At 70.0% G+C, this 23470-nt stretch carries 19 protein-coding genes; 10 read left to right on the forward strand and 9 right to left on the reverse strand.

The genetic code is table 11. The features are described 5' to 3' along the window. Positions 1-305 precede the first annotated feature (305 nt). From Q0C38_RS01140 to Q0C38_RS01150, 3 genes are all read left to right on the forward strand, one after another. Positions 306-2201, forward strand: a complete 1896-nt coding sequence (locus Q0C38_RS01140) for a ribonucleoside-diphosphate reductase subunit alpha (protein ID WP_291295320.1) — start codon at positions 306-308, stop codon at positions 2199-2201. A 96-nt stretch (positions 2202-2297) separates the two neighbouring features. Then, positions 2298-3380: a ribonucleotide-diphosphate reductase subunit beta gene (locus Q0C38_RS01145; RefSeq protein ID WP_291295208.1), complete on the forward strand. Its 1083-nt coding sequence runs from the start codon at positions 2298-2300 to the stop codon at positions 3378-3380. A 182-nt stretch (positions 3381-3562) separates the two neighbouring features. Beyond that, positions 3563-3844, forward strand: a complete 282-nt coding sequence (locus tag Q0C38_RS01150; RefSeq protein ID WP_291295209.1) for a hypothetical protein — start codon at positions 3563-3565, stop codon at positions 3842-3844. Between the two features lie 22 nt (positions 3845-3866). Here Q0C38_RS01150 and Q0C38_RS01155 read toward each other — a convergent pair whose 3' ends face one another. The 3 genes from Q0C38_RS01155 to Q0C38_RS01165 form a co-directional block, all read right to left on the reverse strand. Further along, positions 3867-4223, reverse strand: a complete 357-nt coding sequence (locus tag Q0C38_RS01155) for a hypothetical protein (RefSeq protein ID WP_291295210.1) — start codon at positions 4221-4223, stop codon at positions 3867-3869. A 152-nt stretch (positions 4224-4375) separates the two neighbouring features. Continuing rightward, a complete protein-coding gene (locus tag Q0C38_RS01160; protein WP_291295211.1) occupies positions 4376-5128 on the reverse strand; it encodes a tRNA1(Val) (adenine(37)-N6)-methyltransferase in 753 nt (250 codons plus the stop codon). After that, positions 5125-5346: a DUF2007 domain-containing protein gene (locus Q0C38_RS01165; RefSeq protein ID WP_291295212.1), complete on the reverse strand. Its 222-nt coding sequence runs from the start codon at positions 5344-5346 to the stop codon at positions 5125-5127. Before Q0C38_RS01165 ends, Q0C38_RS01160 begins: the two co-directional genes overlap by 4 nt. 224 nt (positions 5347-5570) lie before the next feature. On the opposite strand from Q0C38_RS01165, the gene Q0C38_RS01170 reads away from it, so the two are divergent. Genes Q0C38_RS01170 through Q0C38_RS01180 form a run of 3 tightly spaced genes read left to right on the forward strand, consistent with a single transcriptional unit; the run spans position 5571 to position 8925 of the window. Further along, positions 5571-6566 carry a polyprenyl synthetase family protein gene (locus tag Q0C38_RS01170; protein WP_291295213.1) on the forward strand — a complete coding sequence of 332 codons (996 nt, stop codon included), beginning with the start codon at positions 5571-5573 and terminating at the stop codon, positions 6564-6566. 8 nt (positions 6567-6574) lie between these two features. After that, positions 6575-7978: a YcjX family protein gene (locus tag Q0C38_RS01175; protein WP_291295214.1), complete on the forward strand. Its 1404-nt coding sequence runs from the start codon at positions 6575-6577 to the stop codon at positions 7976-7978. After that, positions 7975-8925: a DUF697 domain-containing protein gene (locus Q0C38_RS01180; protein WP_291295215.1), complete on the forward strand. Its 951-nt coding sequence runs from the start codon at positions 7975-7977 to the stop codon at positions 8923-8925. Before Q0C38_RS01175 ends, Q0C38_RS01180 begins: the two co-directional genes overlap by 4 nt. A 174-nt stretch (positions 8926-9099) precedes the next feature. On the opposite strand, the gene Q0C38_RS01185 is transcribed toward Q0C38_RS01180, so the two are convergent. Beyond that, the gene (locus tag Q0C38_RS01185; protein WP_291295216.1) at positions 9100-10515 is read right to left on the reverse strand and encodes an aspartate aminotransferase family protein; all 1416 of its coding nucleotides are present in this window, start codon (positions 10513-10515) and stop codon (positions 9100-9102) included. 167 nt (positions 10516-10682) lie between these two features. Here Q0C38_RS01185 and Q0C38_RS01190 point away from each other — a divergent pair, with 167 nt between their 5' ends. From Q0C38_RS01190 to Q0C38_RS01200, 3 genes are all read left to right on the forward strand, one after another. Then, positions 10683-11819, forward strand: coding sequence for an alpha/beta hydrolase (locus Q0C38_RS01190; RefSeq protein ID WP_291295217.1), 1137 nt, complete (start codon positions 10683-10685; stop codon positions 11817-11819). A gap of 105 nt (positions 11820-11924) precedes the next feature. After that, on the forward strand, positions 11925-14231 hold the full coding sequence (locus Q0C38_RS01195) for a molybdopterin-dependent oxidoreductase (protein WP_291295218.1): 2307 nt from the start codon (positions 11925-11927) through the stop codon (positions 14229-14231). 10 nt (positions 14232-14241) lie between these two features. Continuing rightward, positions 14242-15915 (forward strand): PhoX family phosphatase, encoded by a 1674-nt coding sequence (locus tag Q0C38_RS01200; protein WP_291295219.1) that lies wholly within the window; start codon positions 14242-14244, stop codon positions 15913-15915. 58 nt (positions 15916-15973) lie between these two features. Here Q0C38_RS01200 and Q0C38_RS01205 read toward each other — a convergent pair whose 3' ends face one another. From Q0C38_RS01205 to Q0C38_RS01225, 5 genes are all read right to left on the reverse strand, one after another. Further along, positions 15974-18016: a PhoX family phosphatase gene (locus Q0C38_RS01205; protein ID WP_291295220.1), complete on the reverse strand. Its 2043-nt coding sequence runs from the start codon at positions 18014-18016 to the stop codon at positions 15974-15976. Between the two features lie 103 nt (positions 18017-18119). Next, on the reverse strand, positions 18120-19004 hold the full coding sequence (locus Q0C38_RS01210) for an ABC transporter permease (protein ID WP_291295221.1): 885 nt from the start codon (positions 19002-19004) through the stop codon (positions 18120-18122). Between the two features lie 10 nt (positions 19005-19014). After that, entirely contained in the window at positions 19015-19959 is a 945-nt protein-coding gene (locus Q0C38_RS01215) for an ABC transporter permease (protein ID WP_291295222.1), read from the reverse strand. Positions 19960-19966: 7 nt separating this feature from the next. Beyond that, on the reverse strand, positions 19967-21691 hold the full coding sequence (locus Q0C38_RS01220) for a peptide ABC transporter substrate-binding protein (protein WP_291295223.1): 1725 nt from the start codon (positions 21689-21691) through the stop codon (positions 19967-19969). Continuing rightward, positions 21688-22401, reverse strand: coding sequence for an orotate phosphoribosyltransferase (locus Q0C38_RS01225; RefSeq protein WP_291295224.1), 714 nt, complete (start codon positions 22399-22401; stop codon positions 21688-21690). The genes Q0C38_RS01220 and Q0C38_RS01225 overlap by 4 nt, the downstream gene beginning before the upstream one ends. Positions 22402-22463: 62 nt before the next feature. On the opposite strand from Q0C38_RS01225, the gene Q0C38_RS01230 reads away from it, so the two are divergent. Continuing rightward, positions 22464-23444 carry a mitochondrial fission ELM1 family protein gene (locus Q0C38_RS01230; RefSeq protein WP_291295225.1) on the forward strand — a complete coding sequence of 327 codons (981 nt, stop codon included), beginning with the start codon at positions 22464-22466 and terminating at the stop codon, positions 23442-23444. Positions 23445-23470: the final 26 nt, after the last annotated feature.

Raw genomic sequence — 23470 nt, forward strand, 5'->3', positions numbered from 1 at the left:
GGCTAATGATGGGGAAAACGTGGATCGCGGGCATGGTGCTGTCGGCGGCATGGCGGAAGGCGGAGTCGCCGCCTATGACACACGCGGCGCTGGCGGACCGGCCCGATCCCTGCGAACATAGCAGGAACATAGGGTGGCTTGGCCAAGCGGCTGTGGCAACCGGGTGACAGGCGCGACACCGTATTTCGTGTTTCGCGCCGTCACTTGGCGCTACATCTTGATGTGGAGGCTCAGCCTCTGCATGCTCGCCATGGCGTGCCGGGCGGATCGGCAATGCGGATCGGGAGGGTGGCGTGCCGGACACGATGACGCTTGACGTTGTGAACCTCGACACGGTGCAACTGCCCGGCCGGCACCCCGTGCGCGTCGATCGTTCGCGCGATGCATTGTTGACGGATTTTGGCCGTGCCACGCTCGATGACCGCTACCTGATGCCGGGCGAGGGCTACCAGGACCTGTTCGCCCGCGTAGCCTCCTACTACGCCGACGATGCCGGCCATGCGCAGCGCCTGTACGATGCGATGTCGCAGCTCTGGTTCATGCCCGCGACACCGGTTCTGTCCAATGGCGGAACGACGCGCGGCCTGCCGATCTCCTGCTTCCTGAACGAGGCGACCGACAGCCTCGACGGCATTGTCGGGCTCTGGAACGAGAATGTGTGGCTCGCCTCGAAGGGCGGCGGCATCGGCAGCTACTGGGGCAACCTGCGCTCGATCGGCGAGCGTGTCGGCCATAACGGCAAGACCTCCGGCGTCATCCCCTTCATCCGGGTGATGGACAGCCTCACGCTCGCGATCAGCCAGGGTTCTCTCCGCCGCGGCTCTGCGGCCGTGTACCTGCCGCTGAGCCACCCGGAGATCGAGGAGTTCGTCGAGATCCGCCGGCCGACCGGCGGTGATCCGAACCGCAAGGCGCTGAACCTGCATCACGGCGTCCTGGTGCCCGATGCCTTCATGCGGGCGGTGGAGGCCGATGAGCCGTGGGCGCTCACCAGCCCGAAGGACGGGGCGGTGGTGCGCACCGTCTCTGCCCGCGCGCTCTGGATCCGCATCCTCACCGCGCGGATCGAGACGGGCGAGCCCTATCTCGTGTTCTCCGACCATGTGAACAACGCGCGCCCCGAGCACCAGAAGCTCGCCGGCCTCGAGGTGAAGACGTCCAACCTCTGCAGCGAGATCACGCTGCCGACGGGCCTCGACAAGGACGGAAAGCAGCGTACGGCGGTGTGCTGCCTCTCCTCCCTCAACCTCGAGACGTGGGATGCGTGGGAGAACGAGCCACGTTTCATCGAGGATATCATGCGGTTCCTCGACAACGTGCTGCAGGACTTCATCGACCGTGCGCCGGAGGGGATGGAGCGCGCGCGCTATTCCGCGATGCGCGAGCGCAGCGTGGGCCTCGGCGTCATGGGGTTCCACTCGTTCCTGCAGCAGAAGATGGTGCCGTTCGAGGGCGTGATCGCGAAGGTGTGGAACAAGCGCATCTTCCGGCACATCAAGGCGCAGTGCGACGCTGCCTCGCGGACGCTGGCCGAGGAGCGTGGCGCATGCCCCGATGCCGCCGACTACGGCATCATGGAGCGCTTCTCGAACAAGATCGCGATCGCGCCGACCGCCTCGATCTCGGTGATCGCAGGCAACGCCAGCCCGGGGATCGAGCCGATCGCTGCGAACGTGTTCATCCAGAAGACGCTGTCGGGCAGCTTCGTGGTGCGCAACCGCGACCTCCAGAAGCTGCTCGCGTCGAAGGGCCGCGACGACGAGGACACCTGGACGTCGATCACGGTGAACAAGGGCTCGGTGCAGCATCTCGACTGCCTCGACGAGCACGAGAAGGCGGTGTTCCGCACGGCCTACGAGCTCGACCAGCGCTGGGTGATCGAGCATGCGGCGGACCGTACGCCCTTCATCTGCCAGAGCCAGAGCGTGAACGTGTTCCTGCCCGCCAACGCGCATAAGCGCGACCTGCACCAGATCCACTACCAGGCCTGGAAGAAGGGCGTGAAGAGCCTCTACTACTGCCGCTCGCTCTCCATCCAGCGCGCCGACACGGTGAGCGAGAAGGCGGAGATGTCGATCGGCACCGTGCGCGCGCCGGTGCCGGGCGTGGCCAACGACATCGCGGTGCCGCTCCCGCTGGTGGCGGCAGCAGCGAAGACCGGCGAAACGACGGACTACGAGGAATGCCTCGCCTGCCAGTGAGGCAGCCAGTCAGGCTGGGTGGCGATGGCATGGGGATGCGTGAGCGGGGGCCGTCTGGCCCCCGCGTCACCTGCGGATCATGACGGGAGACGAGCGATGGCTGATGGACACCCGAACGGAACGAACGGGCACCGCAACGGTGGGCACTCGCCCGACGAGCTGCCGGTGCGGTTCGACCTGCTCACCGAGAACCCTGTCTACAAGCCCTTCCGCTACCCCTGGGCCTATGACGCGTGGTTGACGCAGCAGCGCATCCACTGGCTACCCGAGGAAGTGCCGCTCGCCGATGACGTGAAGGATTGGCACAAGAACCTTTCCGCCGGTGAGCGCAACCTGCTGTCGCAGATCTTCCGGTTCTTCACCCAGGCCGATGTCGAGGTGAACAACTGCTACATGAAGCACTACAGCCAGGTGTTCAAACCCACCGAAGTGCTGATGATGCTCTCGGCGTTTTCCAACATCGAGACGGTGCACATCGCCGCCTACAGCCACCTGCTCGACACCATCGGCATGCCGGAACTCGAGTACCAGGCCTTCCTCCGCTACAAGGAGATGAAGGACAAGTACGACTACATGCAGACCTTCCGGGTCGACAGCAAACCCGAGATCGCCAAGACGCTCGCCGCCTTCGGCGCCTTCACCGAGGGGCTGCAGCTCTTCGCCTCCTTCGCCATCCTCATGAACTTCCCCCGCTTCAACAAGATGAAGGGGATGGGCCAGATCGTCTCCTGGTCGGTGCGTGACGAGACGCTGCATTGCCTCAGCGTGATCCGCCTGTTCCGCACCTTCGTGCAGGAGAACCCCGAGATCTGGACGGACGAACTCCGCCGCGAAATCTATCTCATCTGCGCAACGATCGTCGAGCACGAGGATGCGTTCATCGACCTCGCCTTCGAGCTCGGCGGCGTCGAGGGGCTCGATGCGCCCTCGGTGAAGCAGTACATCCGCTTCATCGCCGATCGGCGCCTCGTGCAGCTCGGCCTCGAGCCGATGTACCACGTCGCGAAGAATCCGCTGCCGTGGCTCGACGAGATGCTGAACGGCATCGAGCACACGAACTTCTTCGAGAACCGCGCGACCGAGTATTCCAAGGCCTCGACCGTCGGCACGTGGGAGGAGGCGTTCGCGGATGCCACCTTCACCGACAAGCAGCCGAGCGGGGCGATCGCGCTCGCCTGACCGCGTTGCCGCAGTGTGCTGGGCGTGATGCTGCGAGCGTGATGCTGCGCTGCGGCATCACGGTCCCGTCACGCGGCTGCGGTGAGGGGTTCAGTTGCGTGGTGATTCCGCGCTAGTCTCATGCTTCGTGAAGGCAGGGCTTGGGGCGAGCGTGGTGGCGTTCGCGGCCGGAGAGGGATGTCATGGGTGTCGACGATGCTGAACTTGAACATCCGGCGCGGGAAGGGGTACGGCACCCGCCGCGCTACAGCCGCCGCCTGTCGGACAAGATCCTGATTGCGTTCCACCACGCGTGCGACCAGGGCGATTTCGAGGTTGGCGAGCAACTGCTGCACATCCTCGAGATGATGCTGACGCGCCGCCCGCTCTCTCCCGACACGAACCGGCGGAAGAACATGGAGAGCCTGGTCGCCGCGCATGAGCGGCTCTGGCACCTCCGCCACCCCGAGGCGCGCGACGACTGAGCCGCCGCGCCGTGCGCTCCAGTCAGCGGAACGGGATGCGCACGCCGAACTCAGCCCCGCCGCCGCCGTGGGGGCCATAGCCCCAACCCTGCCCGTAGCCATGGCCGTAGGGCACCGCGTAGCCGGGGATGACAATGACCGGCGGCGGGCGATAGGCGCGCGGTGGCAAGATGATGACCGCCGGCGGGCGATAGCCCCAGCCGCCGCCATGCCCCCAACTCGGCCCGTGTCCCCAGCCGGGCCCATGGCCACGCTGGTGCCCATGCCATCCGCCGTGGCGGCCGCGGTCACGATCAGCTTCTGCTGCCGTCGGCGCGAGCGCGAGCCCGCCGCCCAGCAGCAAAGCAGCGAGTGGTGTGGTCACGCGACGGTCCGGCATCGTCCGCTCCCTGGTCTGCCGCCGGGACGATCCCCGCGGCGCTGATCCAGCCCTGCCGAGTCTCCGCCCACCCCATGGCGGGACCATGTCCGCCCCCGCCACGAATCCGCCTTCGATCGGGCATCGCGCACCGCTGCACGCTCCTGGCCGGGTCACGTTGGCGGGAGCGTGCCGGCGTGCCGGAGCACCGCTTCTGCCTCGTCGGTGAACGCGCCGTCGGCGCGGTGAAGCACGAGGCCTGGCAGGATGCGGCACGCCCCCCGCCCGCCCTTCCGGCCCGCGAGCAGAAGCCGCTTCGCAGGCAGCCCTGCCCGCGGCCAGAGCGGCAGCAGGGTGGCCGACCCGAGTCGCGCGGCAGCGAGGGCTGCGAGGGCGTCGGGGAGGTGTGCCGGTGTGAGCGCGAGCGTCACCGTCCCGCCCTGCTCAACCCTGCGGGCGAGGAATGACACCCAGGGCCCCAGCGTGGCCGCAGCCTCCGCGTGCTTGGCCGCCCGCCTTGGTGGCGCATCGGGCAGGCTGCCCTCGGAGAACCAGGGCGGATTGGCCATCGCATGGGCGAACGGCCCCAGCGCCGCGGCTGCATGGGCGGTGCCCCGGGCTGCTATGTCGCCGGCGATCACGCCCAGTCGCATGCTCCAGCCGTTCAGTGCCGCGTTCGCCTCTGCTGCCGCTGCCTGCGCCGCGTCACGCTCCACCGCCACCGCGCGCGCGCCGGAAACCCGCGCGAGAAGGCAGAGCGACGCTGTCCCGACCCCCGCTCCAGCCTCCAGGACCGCCTCTCCAGGCCGTGCCGGCACGAAGGCGGCCAGCAGCACGGGGTCGATCGTCGCGCGCAGCCCCGCCTCGCGCTGGTCGAGCAGCACGCGGCCGCCGAGCAGCCGAGTCGGCTCTCTCGTGGCACTCACGCCGCTGGGCCGAGATCGGCCTCGGCGGCAGCGACCAGCGCGCGCGCCGCCCGCTCGTCCTCCTCCGCCACCATCAGCCGGCGGGGAATCGCCCCGGCACTGCCTTCGAGCACGCTCATGTGCTGGTCGAGCACGATTGTGGGGATGCCGGCATCGGCCAGGACCGCCCGAAGATAGCTCAAGCGGACGACATCATTGGTGCGCAGGAGCTCATGCATCGCGCCACTTGCCTTGACCCGGTTTTCCGCCGGCCAATATCCTGACCTGGACCAGGGGATGGTCAAGCAATCCGGAGAGCCGCGTGCGGGCCTTGGCCGAGCAGACGACTGCAGAGGAGATGCCGGGCGCAGAGCGGGCCATGCCGCCCCTGCGCGCGCCCCAGGCCCCGGGAACAGTGCCAGGATCCGTGCCAGGATCCGTGCCAGGATCCGTGCCAGGATCCGTGCCAGGATCCGTCACCGAGGATGCGCTCACCGTCCTCTCCAACCTCGTCGGTGACGACCTGGAGACCTGCAATCGCGTGATCGTGGCGCGGATGCACAGCCCGGTCGAGCTGATCCCACGTCTCGCTGCCCACCTGGTCGCCGCCGGCGGCAAGCGAATCCGCCCCATGCTCACGCTCGCTGCGGCGAGGCTCTCCGGCTACAGCGGGGCGCGGCACATCAATCTCGCCGCCTGCGTCGAGTTCATCCACACCGCCACGCTGCTGCATGACGATGTGGTTGACGAAAGCACGCTGCGCCGCGGCCTCGCCTCGGCCAACGCCGTGTTCGGCAACAAGGCCTCGGTGCTGGTGGGTGATTTCCTGTTCAGCCGCAGCTTCGAGCTGATGGTCGAGGATGGGTCGCTCGCCGTTCTCGCCATCCTTTCCGCCGCCTCGAGCACGATCGCCGAGGGTGAGGTGCTGCAGCTTGTCACCCAGAACGACCTGGCGACCACCGAGGCGCAGTATCTCGAGGTCATCCGCTGCAAGACCGCCGCGCTCTTCGCCGCCGCCACCCGGATCGGCGCCGTGGTGGCTGATCGCGGGCCGGAGGAGGAGCGGGCACTCGAGGAATACGGCCTCAACCTCGGCATCGCCTTCCAGGTGGTCGATGACGTGCTCGACTACGGCGCCGAGCAGGCGCGACTCGGCAAGACCGTGGGTGACGATTTCCGCGAGGGGAAGGTGACGCTTCCCGTCCTGCTCGCCTACGCCGCCGGCGACGAGGAGGAGCGGGTGTTCTGGCGCCGCGTGATCGAGGCGCAGGAGCAGAACGACGATGACCTCGCCACCGCGATGCGGCTGATGGCACGCTGCGGCGCGCTGGCGGAATCCATCCGCCGCGCCGAGGCGTATGGCGAGCGTGCGCGCGCCGCACTCGCCGCCTTCCCCGATTGCGCCGAGCGTCGCGCGCTCTCCGGCATCGTGGATTTCTGCATCGCGCGGGTCAGATAGGCCGGGCATTGCCCCTCGCCGATCCCGTCGCCTATCTCCGCTCGCTGATCGAGAGCGGCCTTCGCACAGCCGACGATACGCTGAACGAGACGACGATCCGCCTCGCCGTCACCGGCCTGTCGCGAGCGGGCAAGACGGTGTTCATCGTCTCGATGATCGCCAACCTGCTGGCGATGGGCCGCCGGCTCGACACGCTCCCCGCCCTCGCGCGGCGGATCGGCGATGTCGGGCGGCTGCGGCAGGTGACGGTCGCTCCCTCTGGCTCCTCGACGCTTCCGCATTTCGACCTGACGCCGAAGCTCGACCGCCTGGCCGGGCGCGAGCCCGCCTGGCCCGACCGCACGACCGATCTCTCGCGCATCGCGCTCACCCTCACGCTCGACCGTGCCGGGGCGTTCAGCCGCCTCGCAGGCCCGCGCCGCGTGACGCTCGAGGTGCTCGACTATCCCGGCGAATGGCTGCTCGACCTGCCGATGCTCGGCCAGGGCTACGCCGACTGGTCGCGCGAGACCATGGCCTCTCTCGCCCACCCGATGCGCGCGGGGGAGGCGGCGCAGTTCCTCGCCTGGCTCTCCGGCGTGCGCGCGTCCGACCCGGGCGACGAAGCGGTGGCCCGCCGCGGCTGGGGCCTCTACCGCGACGCGCTGCTCGCCTTGCGCGACCACGGCCTCCGCTGGCTCCAGCCTGGGCGTGCGCTGAACCCGGGGCCGCGCGGCGAGGCGCCGGTTCTCTACTTCTTCCCGCTGCCGGACGCGGGCGACCGTCCTGCCCCCGGAACGCTCGGCGCGCTGCTGGCCGACCGCCACGCCGCCTACCTCGTCGACATGGAGCAGACCGAGTTTCGCGGCAAGCTCGACCGGTTCGACCGCCAGGTGGTTCTGGTCGACGTGCTTGGCGCGTTGCACGCCGGCGAAGCGGCGTTCGAGGACACGGCGCGTGCGATCGGCGCCATCGCGAAGGTGCTCCGCCGTGACGGGTTGCTCGCGCGCCTGCTTGGGCAGGCGCAGCCGACGCATCTCGCCTTCGCCGCCACGAAGGCCGACCATGTGCCTGCGGCGACCCGCCCCGCACTCGCCTCCCTGCTGCGCGATCTGGTTGGCGATGCCGCATCGGGGGAGGGGCGAAGCGTTCACGCCATCGCCGCGCTCCGCGCGACCGAGGACACGGCGGTCAAGCGCGGCGGGGCGGAGATCGCCGCCGTCTCGGGCATTCCCCTCGGCGAAGGCGGGCGCCGCAGCTTCGATCCAGGCCACGTCCCGCCGCAACGGCCAGGCGCAACCTTCTGGGCCGGCCCGCCGTTCCGCTTCGAGGGGTTCCGCCCGGCCCTGCTCGCGCCCGATGCGCGCCTCGGCGTGCCGCATCTCGGGCTCGACACGCTTCTCGCCGACCTGATCGGGGATGCCCTCGCATGAGCGCCGACCCACCGCGCCGACCCGGCTTTGCTGATGACAGCGCCGCTGAGCCGCCGCCGACGCGCACGAGCGATGCGCTGCGCACGCCCGCTCTGCTCGTCGAGGAGGGCGGCAAGGGTGCTGTCGCCGTTCCCTGGGCGCCGGCTGATCTCTCGGTGCCGCGCGCGGGAATGGGCACGCTCGGGCTCGCAGCGTCAGGGATCGCGGTGCTGCTCGCCACCTGGGCGGGCTTCGGGCTCGCCTCGGTGGTGGCAGACCAGTTCGCGACCTCGCCGCTGCTCGGCTGGCTCTCGCTCGCCGCTGCCGGGACGGGTGCGGCGCTGCTGGGCGCTGCGATGCTGCGCGAGGTGCGGGGGCTCGCCTCGCTCGGCACCGTCGATGGGCTTGCCGCGCTGCTCGCCGATCCTGCCGCACCGATCGAGGAGACGCGCTCGCGTGCTCTTGCATGGGTGCGCAGCGTGGCGCGCCGCGTGCCTGAGGCTGACCGCGTCATACCGGCCATCAGCGCTGCTGGCTCCGTCGCCGAGATCGCGGCTCATCTCCGCGCCGGCGTCGCCGCGCCGCTCGCGGGTGAGGCGGCCCGCATCGGCCGCCGCGCCGCGGTCCAGGGGGGCGCGATCGTCGCCCTCTCTCCCTCGCCTGGGCTCGATGGAGTGATCGCGCTGTGGCGTGGCCTGCGCGTGGTGCGTGAGGTGGCAACGCTGCACGGGCTCAGGCCCGGGCTGTTCGGCACCGCGCGGCTGATGCGGCGGACCATCTCGATCGCCGCCACCACGGCGGGCGCCGACCTGATCGCGCAGACGGCGGCGGAGGGGTTCGTCGGGGCGACGCCGGTGGTGCGCGACCTTGCCGCCGCCGTTCCCGGCGCCGGCATCGCCGCGTTCCGCCTCTACCGCCTCGCGGTCGCGACGGCAGCGGCCTGCCTGCCGCTGCCGCCGAAGGCTTGAAAGAACGCGCCTCGCCCGGCTACGCCGCTGAGGCGTTGAAAGAGCGGGCCTCGCGCGGCTTCGCCGCTGCCGGCGAAGGCTTGAAAGAACGCACCTCGCGCGGCTTCGCCGCTGAGGCGTTGAAAGAGCGCGCCTCGCGCGGCTTCGCCGCTGCCGGCGCGGCGCGCATCAGCGCTACGCGACGGGCGCGATGGCCTCGCGGCGGAGCTGGACGGCGAGGTCGTCGACGGTCTTCTCGAACAGGTCGAGCATCTCGTTGATCTCCTCCTTGGTGATGATCAGCGGCGGGCTGAACCCGATGCTGTCGAGCACCATCGCACGGCAGATCAGCCCGTTCGCCTCCGCGAGCTTCACCAGCTTCGGGCCGGCCTTGCGCGAGGGATCGAAGTTCTTCCGCGCTGCCTTGTCCTCGATCAGCTCCACCGCGCCGATCAGCCCGATGCCGCGGACCTCGCCGATCAGCGGATGGTCCTGGAAGCGGCGGCGAAGTTCGGCCTGGAAATGCGCGCCCACTTCGCGAACATGGCCGACGATGTCGATCTCGTCATAGATCGTCAGCGTCTCGATCGCGACCGCGGCCGGAACCGGGTGGCCGGAATAGGTGAAGCCGTGGCCGAACGTGCCGATCTCGTGGCTTTTCGCCGCCAGCCCGTCGAACACGCGCTGGTTCACCATCACCGCGCTGATCGGGAGGTAGGAGGAGGAGAGCGCCTTGGCGCAGACGAGGATGTCGGGCTCCATGTCGTAGGTCTGGCTGCCCCAGTAGTTGCCGGTGCGCGCGAAGCCCGTGATCACCTCGTCGGCGACGAGCAGGATGTCGTACTTGCGCAGCACCTTCTGGATCGCGGCGAAATAGCCCTTCGGCGGAACGACCACGCCGCCGGCCCCCTGGATGGGTTCGGCGAACATCGCCGCGATCGTGTCCGGCCCCTCGGCGAGGATCAGCTTCTCGAGCTCATCGGCGCAGCGCTGGCTGAACGCCTCCTCGCTCTCGCCCGGCAGGCCGGCGTGGTAGTAGGAAGGGCACATCGTGTGGAAGAAGCCGGGGAGTGGCAGGTCGAACGCCTTGTGGTTCGCCACTTGGCCGGTGGCCGAGCCAGAGGCGATCGTGATGCCGTGATAGCCGCGCACGCGGCCGATGATCTTCTTCTTCTGCGGCCGCCCCCAGGCATTGTTGGCATACCAGATCATCTTGATTGCGGTATCGTTCGCTTCCGAACCGGAATTGGCGAAGAACACCTTGCTCATCCGCCCGCCATTCGCAGCGGGCGCACGCTCGAGCAGCATCTCGGCCAGCCGGATCATCGGCTCGTGCGAGCGGCCGGTGAAGGCGTGGTAGAAGGGCAGCTCCCGCATCTGCCGCACGGCGGCCTGCACCAGCCGCTCGTTGTCGAAGCCGAGTGCGGCGCACCAGAGGCCCGCCACGGTCTCGATGTAGGCCTTGCCGTTCTCATCGAATACGCGCACGCCCTTGCCGCGTGCGATCACGAGCGGGCCGTTCTCCTGGTGCGCCTTCAGGTCAGTGTAGGGGTGGAGCACTGCGGCGATGTCGCGGGCTGCGGCGCTGTTGCCGATCGGCGGCGGGGTCATGGGGCTCTCCTTCGTCGGATGGACCACCTTAGGCCTGTGCGACGCCGCCCGGAACCCCGCGCGGAACGAAAGGCCGCCCTGCGTGAATGCGATGCTGTGCGCCTGCGCACAGACGCCGCCCCCGCCCTCCGTGAGCCTTCGCCAAGGGCAGGAAAAGGCGCGAGGCCATGGGCAAGGGACCAGCGAGCGAGCAGGCAGGCGATCTGTCGATCCATTTCTGCACCAACCGCAACCCGACCGGCCCTGCCAAGGCGCCGACCGGCTTCGGCGAAGGCTTCGGCCCGCAAGGCCCGAAGGAGCTCCGCTACGGCAGCGCCAGCTTCACCGGTTTTGCCGCCGGCATTCCTGCCCTCGACCGGCCGACGCGCGTCTCACTCGCCGTGTACAGGGAGGAGCTTGCCGACCCCGATCACCTCGCGCTTGGAAGCACCGCGCTGCTGAGCAGCATCGAGGACAGGTTGCTCGACAAGGCCGGCAACGCGCGGGCCGACATCCTAGTCTACGTGCATGGCTACCAGACGAGCTTCGACGAAGCCCTCGCGGTGACCGCCCAGGTGGCCCACAACATCGCCGTGCAGGCAGCGATCGCGGATGATGCGCGCCTGCTGCCGCTCGTGCCGATCGCCTTCACCTGGCCGTCCGACGGTGCGCTGACCGCCAAGGCCTACTGGTCGGATGCCGGGGATGCGGCGATGTCGGGCGTTGGCCTTCATCGGTTCCTCGCCCGCTTCTCCGCCTTCGTGGCCGATCGTGCGCGGGCGGCCGCACTTCGCCATGCCAAGGCGAAGCGGCCTGGCCCGCCGCCGCGGCCGGTGCGGATCCACCTCGTGGTGCAGAGCCTGGGGCACCAGGTGCTCGCCGCCGCGCTTGCCGCTATGCGCCCTGGGTACGTGCAGGCGGGGAGCCAAGCTGGCTGGCTGCTCGACACGGTGCTGAGCACGGGCGCTGATATCGAGAAGAACGCCTTCGCCAAGGGCGGCGCGCTTCGCCCGCTGCTTGCCCTCGCGCGCCACGTCGTCGTCTACAGCAGCGAGACCGATGGTGCGCTGAAGGCGAGCGAGGCTGTCCGTTTTGCCGGCCTGCGGCTCGGCCGAGCCGGGCCCGATGATCCCCTGCCGGGTCCAGCGCTCTCGACTGTCGATGTCGGTGCTGTGATCACGGGGGAGGGGGACATGGCCGGGCATTTCTACGGCAGGCTTTCCCCCCTTGTGCAGCGCGACATGGTGCGCGTGATGGCTGGCAGTGCCCCCGAGGCGATCGCGAACCGAAGGCCGATCGGGCTGCGCCGCTATCGCCTCGCCTGATCGCGGTTGCGCAGAAGGTTGGCCGAGCGCTCCGTCCCGGTGTAACACCCTTGGCCAAAGGGCGAGGGCCCCCCGCTGCGCAGGGGTGGAACGAAGGACCAGGCCATGACCGTCACCGCGATCCCGCATGCGAGCCACTGGGGCGCCTTCGATGCCCTCGTCGAGGACGGGCAGGTCACCGCCGTCCGCCCCTTCGCCGGCGACAGGCACCCCGGAACGCTGATCGACAGCGTCCCCGACATCGTCCACTCCCGCACGCGGATCGACCGGCCCTATGTGCGCGCCGGCTGGCTGCGCGGCGAGCGCGCCGGGGCGATGCGCGGCGGCGAGGCTTTCGTGCCGGTGAGCTGGGACGAGGCGATCAGGCTGGTTGCCGGCGAGATTGGCCGCGTCCGGCAGGATCACGGCAATGCGAGCATCTTCGGCGGCTCCTATGGCTGGGCCTCGGCCGGGCGGTTCCACCATGCGCGCACGCAACTCCACCGCATGCTGAACGTCGCCGGCGGCTTCACCGGGCAGGTGACGAACTACAGCTACGCCGCGGGCATGACGCTGATGCCCCACATCGTCGGCACGAATGACTGCATCCAGGGGCCGGCGACCGATTGGCCCTCGATCATCGACAACGCGAAACTCATGGTCTGCTTCGGCGGGCTGCCGCTGAAGAATGGCGAGGTCTGCGCCGGCGGGGCGGGCGAGGGACAGTATCGCCACTGGCTGCGCCAGGCGGCGGCCTCTGGCTTGCGCATCGTCAACATCTCGCCGCTCAGGCAGGACACGCCTGACTGGCTGGGCGCGGAGTGGCTGCCGATCCGCCCCGGCACCGACACGGCGCTGATGCTGGCGCTGGCACACGCGATCGTCGCCGCCGGGCGCGAGGACCGCGCCTTCCTCGCCACCCACTGCGTCGGGTGGGAGAAGTTGCGCGCCTACATCTTGGGCGAGGCTGACGGCGTGGCGAAAACACCCGCCTGGGCCGCCCCGGTCACGGGCATTGATGCGGAAACGATCGCCGGCCTCGCCGCCGCGATGGCGGCGAACCCGACGATGATCACCTCGGCCTGGTCGATCCAGCGGCAGGACTGGGGCGAGCAGCCCTACTGGATGACGGTGGCACTTGCGGCCATCACCGGCGGCATCGGCCGCCCAGGCACGGGCTTCACCTTCGGCTACGGCTCGATCAACGGCGTCGGCAATCCGCGGATCGACCTGCCAGTGCCGCAGCTCAACGCCGGGCGCAACCCCGTCGGCCTGTTCATCCCCGTCGCGCGCGTGACGGACATGCTCGAGCAGCCAGGCGGCGGTTGCGACTACAACGGACGGTGGATCACCTATCCCGACACGAAGCTGATCTACTGGGCGGGCGGCAACCCGTTCCACCACCACCAGGACCTCAACCGGCTGCTCCGCGCCTGGGCGAAGGCGGAGACGATCGTCGTCAACGAGCCGTGGTGGACCACCCTCGCCCGGCACGCCGACATCGTCCTGCCGGCGACAACGACACTCGAGCGCAACGACATCGGCGCCTCGAGCCGCGACCGGCACGTGATGGCGATGAAGCAGGCCGTGGCACCACAGGGCCAGGCGCGGGATGATTTTGCGATCTTCGCCGACATCGCCGATGCGCTTGGCGTGCGCCACGCCTTCACCGAACAGCGCGACGAGAGCGCGTGGCTGCGCCACCTCTACGGCCAGGCGCGTGCTGCCTGGACGCGGGCGGGCATCGAGACGCCGGATTTCGATGCGTTCTGGGCAGCGGGCCATGTCGAGTTTCCCGCACCCGAGAAGCCCTTCGTGCTGTTCGAGGACTTCCGGAACGATCCGGAAGCGAACCCGCTGAATACGCCGTCAGGCAAGGTCGAACTCGTGAGCGGAACGATCGGCGGCTTCGGCTATGACGATTGCCCGGATCATCCGGTGTGGTTCGCACCGAAGGAGTGGCTTGGCGCGCCGGAGGCCGGCCGCTTCCCGCTTCACCTGCTCTCGTTCCAGCCTGCCACGCGCCTGCACAGCCAGCTCGACCAGGGGCGCGTCAGCCTCGCCTCCAAGGTGGCGGGGCGCGAGCCGATCCTGATCGGGCCTGAGGACGCCGCCGCACGCGGGCTTGCTGCCGGCGACATCGTGCGCGTGTTCAACGATCGCGGCGCCTGCCTCGCCGGCGTGGTGGTGAGCGAGGGGATCCTGCCCGGCGTCGTCGCCATGGCCACAGGTGCATGGATGGACCCGGCGGTGCCGGGCGAGCCTGGCTCCCTCTGCGTGCATGGCAACCCGAACGTGCTCACGCGCGATGAAGGTACATCAAGGCTCGGCCAGGGGCCGGTCGCGCAATCCTGTCTCGTCGAGATCGTGCGGTATGAGGAGACGGCGCCACCGGTTCGCGTGCACGAGCCGCCGGTGACGGAAACCACCTGAAGGGGGCGGCATGATCATCACCACCCGACGCACGCTGCTCGCCGGCGCCGCTGCGCTCGCGGCCGTGCCCGCCTCGGCGCAGTCGCGCCTGTCCGACGTGATCGACGTGACGCAGGAGATCGCGCTCGATGACCGCGTCGCGCGCGGCTATCACCGCGACGTGCTGATCCGCTGGGGCGATGCGGTGGCGTTCGACGCCCCGCCCTGGAACCCGGACGTGCCGGGCGAGGCTGCCGCGCGCGGGCAGTTCGCGTGGGATGCCGTCACGGTCGGCATCGTCTCGCCCCCTCCGGCGGCCGATGGCGTCGCCCGCCTCGTCCTCGTCGTCGCGCACCCGGACGCCGAGCCCGCGATGATGTTCCCCGCGATGCGCAGCATGCCGGAGGTGGAGATCGCCTCCGTCGGCGCCTCGGTGATCAACCTCGTCGCGCAGGGTGGACGCTGGGTGATCGCACGCGGCGGCTTCCAGCAACGGCGGCTGACGGCGACCACGCTCTGCCGCGTCGGCGGCCCGCTTGCCGGTCATGTCCGCCAGCGAACCGCCGAGGACCCGGCAGGGGCCGCCGTGCGCGGCATCATCGCACCCACCGCAGGGACCCCGACGCCCTGGCGCACCATGCTGCTCGGCGAGGGCGATGCAGCACCTGCGCTCTCGCGCTGGCGGTCGCTCGGCGGCCGTTTCGCCGATCCGAACGAGGAGATGCGCTTCGGCTGGGTGGTCGAGCTCGACCCGCTGGAGCCGACCTACGTGCCTTCCAAGCGCACGGCACTCGGCCGCTTCCCCCGTTCCGGACTCGCGACGGCACTCGCGGCCGATGGCAGGCTCGTCGTCTACATGAGCGAGGGGCGGGCTGACGGATATCTCTACCGCTTCGTCTCCGCCCGCCCCGTTGATGCGACCGACCGTGCGGCGAATGACGGGCTGCTCGACGAGGGCACGCTCTCGGTCGCCGGCGTCGGGCCACGGCGCATCGAGTGGCGGGCTCTGCCCTCGACACCCGAGGCGCTGCTCGACCTTCGCGCCGCCGCCACGGCAGCAGGCGGGTCTGTGTTCGACGCGCCGGCGGGGCTGGCGGTCCACCCCGATGGCCGCGTGTTCCTCGCCTGCCGCGGCAACCCCTCGCGCGGTGCTGCGCGGACCAACATCGTCAACCCGCGCGCGGTCAACACCTGGGGCCACGTGGCGGAAATCACGCCAGCGGGTGGCGACCATGCGGCGGCGGAGGCCGAGGCAACCGTGCTGATCCTCGGCGGCGATCTCGCGGCACCTGCGACGACGGCGCGCTACGGCCCAGGCACGCGTGCCTGGCTGGCCGCACCTGAATCGCTCGCGGTCGACCAGCGCGGGCGGCTCTGGATCGGCACAGCGCAGGGCAACGCGACGCCGGGGCTGCAGCGTGCGACCAACATCGCCGATGGCGTGTTCGTCTGCGGCACCGCCTCTGGCGCGCAGCGAGGCGTGGTTCAGGCCATCTACGCCGCCCCGCGCGGGGCGCGGATGGGCGGCGTCGCGCTCACGCCCGATGGGTCCACGCTCATCACCGCCGTGCGCACCCCTGGCTTCGAGCAGGGGGCGGATTTCACGCGGCCCGCCACGCGCTGGCCGGACCTCGACCCGAACCGCCCGCCACGCTCGACCGTGATCGCGCTCTCACGCGACAGGGGCGGGCCTTTCGGCGGCTGAACGCAGAAGGGCCCCGGCGCGCGGCGGGGCCCTTCCAGGCGTTGCGAGGGGCGTCGCCTCAGGTGCCGATGATGCCACCGTCGTTCTTGGTGATGACGATCGTGGCCGAGCGCGGCACGCCCTCGCCATCCGGCCAGAGGCTGTTGGGCTTGCCGGCGGCGAAATCGTCAGACGTCGTTGTCGCACCCGGGTGCTGGACGTTGACGAACATCGTCCGCCGGTCCGGCGTGGTGATGACGCCGGTGATTTCCTGGCCGACCGGGCCGGTCAGGAAGCGGCGGATCTCGCCCGTGGTCGGGTCGGCGGCGAGCATCTGGTTGTTGCCGAACACGGCGAGGTCGCCCTTGTTCTGCTGGCTCTCGCCGATGTCGGTCTGGATCCACATCCGGCCTGCGGCATCGAACCAGAGGCCATCGGGGCAGGCGAAGATGCTGTCGGTGCCGAGCGCGCGGCCAGCCGAAGTGCGGCTGTCGGCCTCGGGGCCGGCGAGGACAAAGATGTTCCAGGCAAAGCGCGTCGCTGCGTGGTCGTCATTCGCCTCGCGCCAGCGGATGATGTGGCCGAACTGGCTGCGCCCGCGCGGGTTGGCGCGGTCCGCCTGCTCCGCGGTGCGGCGGGTGTTGTTGGTCAGCGTGAAGTAGACCTCGCCGCTGCGCGGATCGACGGCACCCCACTCGGGCCGGTCCATCTTCGTCGCGCCCGCCTTGTCGGCGGCGGCACGCGTGTTGACGAGGATTTCGGCGAGCGTGCCGAACCCGTCAGCCGCCGTCAGCCCGTTCTGGCCGGGGGCGAGTGCAAGCCACTCACCCGTGCCGTCATCGTTGAACTTGGCGGCATAGAGCGTGCCTTCATCGAGCAGGCTGCCATTCGCCGTCGCTGCCGTGTAGGGGCGGGCGGAGACGAACTTGTAGATGTACTCGAACATCGCGTCGTCGCCCGAATACGCGACGACGGGGCGGCCCTCGCGTGCCGGGCCGAAGACGACGCCCTCATGCGCGAAGCGGCCGAGATGGGTGCGCTTCACCGGAACGCTCTCCGGGTTGAACGGGTCGATCTCGACCACCCAACCGAAGCCGTTCGGCTCATTGCGGTAGTCGGCCGTCGCGTTGGCGCCGGTGGGCGTCGCGTCGAAGCGGACGAACTCGTCGGCGCCGGAGGTGGCGAGCTCCCACGCATAGCGGCCGCGGCGGGTGGAGACGCCGTAGCGTGCCTGCTCGCGCGGCAGGGTGGGACGGTCGCCTGAGGTGGTGCCGTTGCGGAAATAGCCGGCCCAGTTCTCCTCGCAGGTGAGGTAGGTATTCCAGGGCGTCACGCCATGCGCGCAATTGTTCAGTGTGCCGCGCGTGCGGGTGCCCTCGGGGCTGTACTTCGTGCGCAGGAAGTCGGTGCCGCGCACGGGGCCGGCGATCTCCATCGGCGTCTGGCCGGTGATGCGGCGGTTGCGCGCATCGCGCTGGACCGCCCAGGTGCCATCGGCCTGGCGTGCGATGCGGACGACGCTGACGCCGTGGGCGTTGATCTCCTTCAGCACCTCGTCCGTCTCGCGCTTGTCGTTCGCGATCACGACGGCGGAGCCGCCGAGCCGTTGCCCGGCATAGCGGGCGGCGTGGAGGAAGCGCGGCTCGACATACTCGTGGTTCAGCACGAGCAGCCCGTCGGTCGAGCTGCCCCGGTCGGGAGAGCGGCCCTCGATCGGGAAGAAGTGCATCCCGTCATGGTGCTGGCCGACTTGCATGCCCTGGTCGGCGCCGCTGGCGCTGGCGCTGAAGCGCGGGAAGCTGCCCGTGATCGGCTCGCCCCACGCTGCGATCACGCGCGCGGTGTAGCCCTGCGGCACCACGATCCGGTCACCTTCCGCGGTCGGCACGGCGCTGAAGCCAAGCATCGGCTCTGACGAGGCAGCCGGCGTGGTCCCCTGCGCCGCGGCCGGGCCTGGCTGGACCAGCATCGCGCCGACGGCGGCCGTCAGCCCGCCGAGCAGGGCGCCACGGCGCGAGAGATGCGCCTCGATGATGTCGCCGAAGGTCGGGTTGCCGGAAGTGTTGCAAACGGGTTCGTCGCCCTCGCCTGCGTCATGCAGGGTGACGGTGGTGTTGCTCATCGATCGCTCCATCGGATGCGCTGCGTTGGCCGCAACGGCCGTGGATATCTAGCGGCTGGCGCGCACGGTCTCCGCGAAGGTTTCGTGACAGCCGCAACCAGCCTTACGCCCGTACCATCTCCGCGCGCGGGTCAAGCGCGTCGGCCAGGCCATCGCCGATGAAATTGGTCGCGACCACGGTCGCGAAGATCATCATCCCCGGCCACACGGCGGCCATCGGGGCGGCGAACACGAGCTCCTGCGCGCCGGCCAGCATGTTGCCCCAGGAGGGCAGCGGCGGCTGGATGCCGAGGCCCAGGAACGACAGCACGCTTTCGAGCAGGATGACGGCACCCACCGTCTGCGTGCTCGCCACCGTCACATGGGCGGCGAGGTTGGGGGCCACGTGCCGCCACAGCACGCGCCCGCCCGAGGCGCCGAGGGCCACCGCCGCGCGGGCATAGTCGCGCCGCAGGATCGAGAGTGCCGAGGCACGGGCCAGCCGCGCGACCTTCACCCAGCCGAACACCGCGATGATCAGCACGATGCGCGCGAGGTCGAACCACATCGCTCCGCGCGGCAGGCCGAGGCGGGCCGGATCGACCGCGGCGAGAACGATCAGCAGTGGCAGCGAGGGAAGGGCGAGCAGCCCATCCGCCAGACGCATCAGCGCGGCATCCAGCGCGCCGCCGAACCACGCCGCCGCGAGTCCGACGGCAGTACCGATGATCGCCGATACCAGCGCCGCGACGAGGCCCACCGCAAGCGACACCCGCGCGCCGTAGAGCAGCCGCAGCAGCAGGTCGCGCCCCAGCTCGTCCGTGCCGAGCGGGTGCGCGGCAGAGGCGGGTTCGTAGCGCTTGAACAGATCGGGCATGAACGGGTCATGCCCCAGTGCCGCGGCAACCAGCGGTGCGGCAAGTGCCGCGGCAGCGATCAGCGCGAGCAGGAACACCGACGCGACGGCCGCGTGATGGCCCCGGAACCGCTGCCACGCCCGCCCGTTCATGCGCGCACGCTCACGCCCTGACCCTGGGATCGATCGCGAGCTGCGCGATGTCGGCCGCGAGGCTCGCGGCAAGCGTCACGGCCGCCGAGAGCAGCAGGGCAAGAAGGGCGAGATTGTAGTCGTTGCCGAGGATCGCGTCGTAGATCGTCTTGCCCATGCCAGGCCAGGCGAACACCGCCTCCGTGACGAGTGCGCCAGACACCAGCGTCGCGAAATCGAGCGCCGCGACGGTGACGATGGGCACCGCCGCGTTGGGGAAGGCGTGGCCGAGAACGATGCGCCGCTCGCTTGCTCCCTTCGCCAATGCCGTGCGGATCCACGGATCGCCGAGCGCCTCGATCATCGCCGCCCGCGTCTGCCGCGCGTAGCCGGCGAGGCCGAGCACGGTCAGCGTGAGCATGGGCAGCGCGAGATGGCGCAGCCAGGGGATGATCCCCGGCGCATCCGGCGGTCCGCCAGCCGGCAGCCAGCCGAGCGTGACGGCGAACAGGATGACGAGAAGGATTCCGAGCCAGAACGACGGCAGCGACACCCCCGCGAAGGCGATCACGTTCACGGTGTAGTCGAGCGCCGAGCGCGGCTTGCGCGCGGCCAGCACCCCGAGCGTGATGCCGATGCCGGCCGACAGGAACGTCGCCGGCAGGAGCAGCGCGAGCGAGGCGATGAGCGCATCGCCAAGCACCTCGGCGGCGGGTTTCGCGAACAGGCGCGAGAATCCGAACTCGCCCTGGAGTGCGCCGGTCGCCCAGGCCCAGTAGCGCGCGAGCAAGGGCTGGTCGAGCCCATGCAGCGCGCGCATCCGCGCGGCATCCTCAGCCCCGAGCCGGGGGTCGCCGGCGATGGCGAGGTCGATCGGGTCGCCGGGCATCAGCCCGATCAGCAGGAACGTCGCGAAGGAGAGGATGGCGAGCGTGATCGCGGCCTGGACGAGCCGCCCGCCGATCAGCCGCAGCATACCGGCCCTACTGCGTGGCCCGCCACTGCTCGACCCAGAGTGTCGATGGCGCGAGATGGCCCGTCGGGCGAACGCCGTCGAGCCAGCGCGGCCAGACATGCGCGTCGGAGCGGAAGAAGAGTGGCAGCACGGGAAGCTCGGACGTGTAGATCTCCTGCACGCGGCGCCACATCGGCCGGCGCTCCTCCTTCTCCAGCGTGAGGGGGATGCGCTCGATCAGCTCGTCCATCTCGGCGTTGCGGAAGCCGGTGTAGTTCTGGCCCGACCAGTTTGTTTCCTCGCGCGGGATTTCGGAGGAGTGCAGGATCGTGCGCGGAACGTTCTCGGGCGAGGAAATCCACGCGAACAGCGCGAGCCCCTGGAAGCGGCGGCGCGAGACGGTTTCGCCGAAGAACACCCGCGGCGGTTCGTTACGGATGCGCACCTCGATTCCGGCCTGCCGCCACATGCCCTGCAGCACCTGCTGCACGAGTTCGCGCGAGCGGTTGCCGGCGGTGGTCATGAGCTCGAGCGACAGGCGCTCGCCGGTGGCGTTGCGGCGGATGCCGTCGGGCCCCGGCCGCCAGCCGGCCTCGTCGAGCAGGCGGCGTGCGAGGGCGAGGTCGAACTCCGGCGCCGTCACGCTCTCGTCCGCCATCCAGTCGAGCGGGTTGACGAAGCTGCGCGCGACCGGCTGCCGCCCCTCGAAGAGGCGGTCGACGATCTGCCTGCGGTCGATCGCCGCCGACAGCGCGCGACGCACGCGCACGTCCTGCAACGCCGGGATGTCGAGGTTGACGTCGAGATGCTCGTAGATCAGCCCCGGCTGGTAGTGGAAGCGGAAGCGGTTGGCTGCCCGCTTCTCGAGCGCCAGCGCCTGGTCGAGTGCCAGCCCGAGCTCGCCGCCGATCATGTCGATCTGGCCCGCGAGAAGGGCAGCTTCCAGCGCCGTGGTGTTCTCGATCGTGCGCACGACGATGCGGCGGAAGGCGGGGGCGGCACCCCTCCAGGCAGGGTTGCGCTCGAGCGTGACGGAGGCACCGGCCTGCACGCCCGTGACGCGATAGGGGCCGTTCCAGAGGCCGGGATTTGTCGTTTCCCGATCGTACAGGGTGCGCGTGCGGTAGCCGCGCGGATCGGCCTCCCATACCGGCTTCTCGAGCCGCGCAGGCAGGGGATGGAAATCGTTGATCGCGTTGTAGGCGAAGGTGAGCTTGTCGAAATGCAGCGTCAGCGTGCGCGCGTCGATCACCTCGATGCGGTGCAGCGAGCGGTAGAACTCGGCAGGGCCCATGCCGGTGGTGGGTTCACGCCCTGCCGTCCACGAGAACACGAGGTCATCGGCGGTGACGGGGGCTCCGTCGCCCCAGGTGGCATCGTCACGGATGCGATACGTGACGCGGATGCCCGGGTTGCCGTTCGGCGCAGTCTCGGGCACCGCATCGCCGTTCTCGATCGTCGGCAGGCGGACGCAGAGCATGCAGGTGAGCTGCCAGTCGGCGTCGTAGACGGTCATGGGCCGGCGGGCGAGGCCGAGGATGTAGCTTTTCGCCGCCATGTTCTCGATGGCGGGATGGAACGTCGAGGGAAACTGCGTGATGCCGATCGTCAGTTGATCGCGCGGTTGCGCCGATGAAGAAGCGGGCGCCTCGCGCGGCTGCGCGGATGAAGGCGCGGGCGCCTCGCGCGGCTGCGCCGCTGCCGGCGCCGTGGCCAGGCATGCGGCGAAGACGGCGAGGGCCGCGCGCCTCATCCTTCCGCCTTCGCCTCGGCGGTGGAGCCGATGCCGCCGCGGGAGGTCGACCACGTCACCGGGTCATCGAGGAACTTCCGCACCTCGGCGAGCGCGCTGTCGCTGAAATAGGGGTTGGTGCGGCAGACCTCGAGAACATCCCACCAGGTGCAGAGGTGGTGGAGGCTGACATCCATCGCCTTCAGCGTCTCGAACGAGCCGGGGAACACGCCGTAGTAGAACACCACGAAGGTGTGGTTCACGATGGCACCGGCATCGCGCAGCCCCTGGGCGAAGCGGATCTTGCTCTGCCCATCCGTCGTCAGGTCCTCGACCAGCAGCGTGCGCTGCCCCTCCGGCGCATCGCCCTCGATCAACGCGTTGCGGCCGAAGCCCTTGGGCTTTTTCCGCACGTAGACCATCGGGGTCAGCATCCGGTCGGCGATCCAGGCTGCGAAGGGGATGCCGGCCGTCTCGCCGCCCGCCACCACGTCGAACGTCTCGTAGCCGACATGCCGGCCGATCTTTTCCACCGCGAGATCGCAGATCTTGGCGCGCGCGCGGGGGAAGTAGATGATCTTGCGGCAATCGATGTAGACGGGTGACTTCCAGCCGGAGGTAAAGGTGTAGGGCTCCTCCGGCCTGAAGTTGACCGCCTTGATGTCGAGCAGGATTCGGGCGGCGATGAGTGCTGCGTCGCGGTCCCAGACGGTGGCGTGGCGATCCGACATGCGGTGGAGGCTCCCAAGTCTTGGTGTCAGCTGATTACTTGTCTTTCCCTACCTAGCCTTGCATGGAGAGCTTCACAACCGAAGCCGCGCGTGAAGCGGTGTGGGTGCTGGCAGACCCTCGTGCGGGAACGGCGGCGCAGGCGCTTGGCATCGCCGAGCGGCTGGGCGAGCCCTTCGCCGTCAAGCCCCTCGGCTGGACCGCGCTGTCGCGCCTGCCGAACCTGCTGCCCTGGGGCTCGCTGACGGGGCTCACGGCGGAGGCGCGGGCCGCGCTCGCCCCGCCCTGGCCGAAGCTTGTCATCGCCGCTGGGCGGCGCGCCGCACCCGTCGCACTCTGGCTCAAGCGACGATCCGGCGCGCGGCTGGTGCACGTGATGCGGCCTGGCATCGCGCCGGATCGGTTCGACCTCCTCGTGATCCCGGTGCATGACGCGCCGGCCACGACGGCGAACATCCTCCAGGTGATCGGCGCGCCGCACCGGATGACGCCCAGCGTGCTCGCCGAAGCCGCTGCGCGCCTTGCCCCGCGCATTGCCGAACTGCCAAGGCCGCGCGTAGCGCTCCTCGTCGGCGGCCCTGTCCGAGCCGAGGGGCTCGACCCCGCGCTGGCGCGCGACCTCGCGACGCGCGTGGCTGGCCTCGCGCTCGCGGCGGGTGGATCGGTTCTTGCGACCACCAGCCGCCGCACCGGAACGCTGGCCGAGGAGGCGCTGGCCGCCGGGCTCGATGCCGTGCCGCACCTGCTGCACCGCTTCGGCAAGGCGGGAGAGAACCCCTATGCCGGGCTGCTGGGTGCGGCCGACGCGATCGTGGTGACAGGCGACAGCGTCTCGATGCTGTCGGAAGCCTGCATGAGCGAGGCGCCGGTGTTCTTCTGGTCGCCACCAGGCCTCGCTGGCCCGCGCCATGCGCGGTTCCATGCGAGCCTGGTCGCTGCCGGGCTTGCCGCACCCTTGGCCGATACGCTGGAGGGAGCAGAGCGCGCCCGGCTCGACGAAGCGTCCCGCGTGGCCGGGGAAATCCGCGCACGCGGTGTGGTCTGATCCGGCGAGGCACGGCACACTGGCCT

The organism is Elioraea sp. (assembly GCF_022842375.1).
In the GTDB taxonomy this organism is placed as follows: Bacteria; Pseudomonadota; Alphaproteobacteria; order Acetobacterales; family Acetobacteraceae; genus Elioraea_A.

What these genes read in the sequence shown, in the direction of transcription:
- Q0C38_RS01225 (WP_291295224.1), bottom strand. Translation starts at nt 22,401, where the DNA reads ATGTCGGATCGCCACGCCACCGTCTGGGACCGCGACGCAGCACTCATC.
- Q0C38_RS01185 (WP_291295216.1), bottom strand. Translation starts at nt 10,515, where the DNA reads ATGACCCCGCCGCCGATCGGCAACAGCGCCGCAGCCCGCGACATCGCC.
- Q0C38_RS01140 (WP_291295320.1), top strand. Translation starts at nt 306, where the DNA reads ATGACGCTTGACGTTGTGAACCTCGACACGGTGCAACTGCCCGGCCGG.
- Q0C38_RS01145 (WP_291295208.1), top strand. Translation starts at nt 2,298, where the DNA reads ATGGCTGATGGACACCCGAACGGAACGAACGGGCACCGCAACGGTGGG.
- Q0C38_RS01165 (WP_291295212.1), bottom strand. Translation starts at nt 5,346, where the DNA reads ATGCATGAGCTCCTGCGCACCAATGATGTCGTCCGCTTGAGCTATCTT.
- Q0C38_RS01230 (WP_291295225.1), top strand. Translation starts at nt 22,464, where the DNA reads ATGGAGAGCTTCACAACCGAAGCCGCGCGTGAAGCGGTGTGGGTGCTG.
- Q0C38_RS01210 (WP_291295221.1), bottom strand. Translation starts at nt 19,004, where the DNA reads ATGAACGGGCGGGCGTGGCAGCGGTTCCGGGGCCATCACGCGGCCGTC.
- Q0C38_RS01220 (WP_291295223.1), bottom strand. Translation starts at nt 21,691, where the DNA reads ATGAGGCGCGCGGCCCTCGCCGTCTTCGCCGCATGCCTGGCCACGGCG.
- Q0C38_RS01215 (WP_291295222.1), bottom strand. Translation starts at nt 19,959, where the DNA reads ATGCTGCGGCTGATCGGCGGGCGGCTCGTCCAGGCCGCGATCACGCTC.
- Q0C38_RS01150 (WP_291295209.1), top strand. Translation starts at nt 3,563, where the DNA reads ATGGGTGTCGACGATGCTGAACTTGAACATCCGGCGCGGGAAGGGGTA.
- Q0C38_RS01180 (WP_291295215.1), top strand. Translation starts at nt 7,975, where the DNA reads ATGAGCGCCGACCCACCGCGCCGACCCGGCTTTGCTGATGACAGCGCC.
- Q0C38_RS01200 (WP_291295219.1), top strand. Translation starts at nt 14,242, where the DNA reads ATGATCATCACCACCCGACGCACGCTGCTCGCCGGCGCCGCTGCGCTC.
- Q0C38_RS01155 (WP_291295210.1), bottom strand. Translation starts at nt 4,223, where the DNA reads ATGCCGGACCGTCGCGTGACCACACCACTCGCTGCTTTGCTGCTGGGC.
- Q0C38_RS01190 (WP_291295217.1), top strand. Translation starts at nt 10,683, where the DNA reads ATGGGCAAGGGACCAGCGAGCGAGCAGGCAGGCGATCTGTCGATCCAT.
- Q0C38_RS01195 (WP_291295218.1), top strand. Translation starts at nt 11,925, where the DNA reads ATGACCGTCACCGCGATCCCGCATGCGAGCCACTGGGGCGCCTTCGAT.
- Q0C38_RS01205 (WP_291295220.1), bottom strand. Translation starts at nt 18,016, where the DNA reads ATGAGCAACACCACCGTCACCCTGCATGACGCAGGCGAGGGCGACGAA.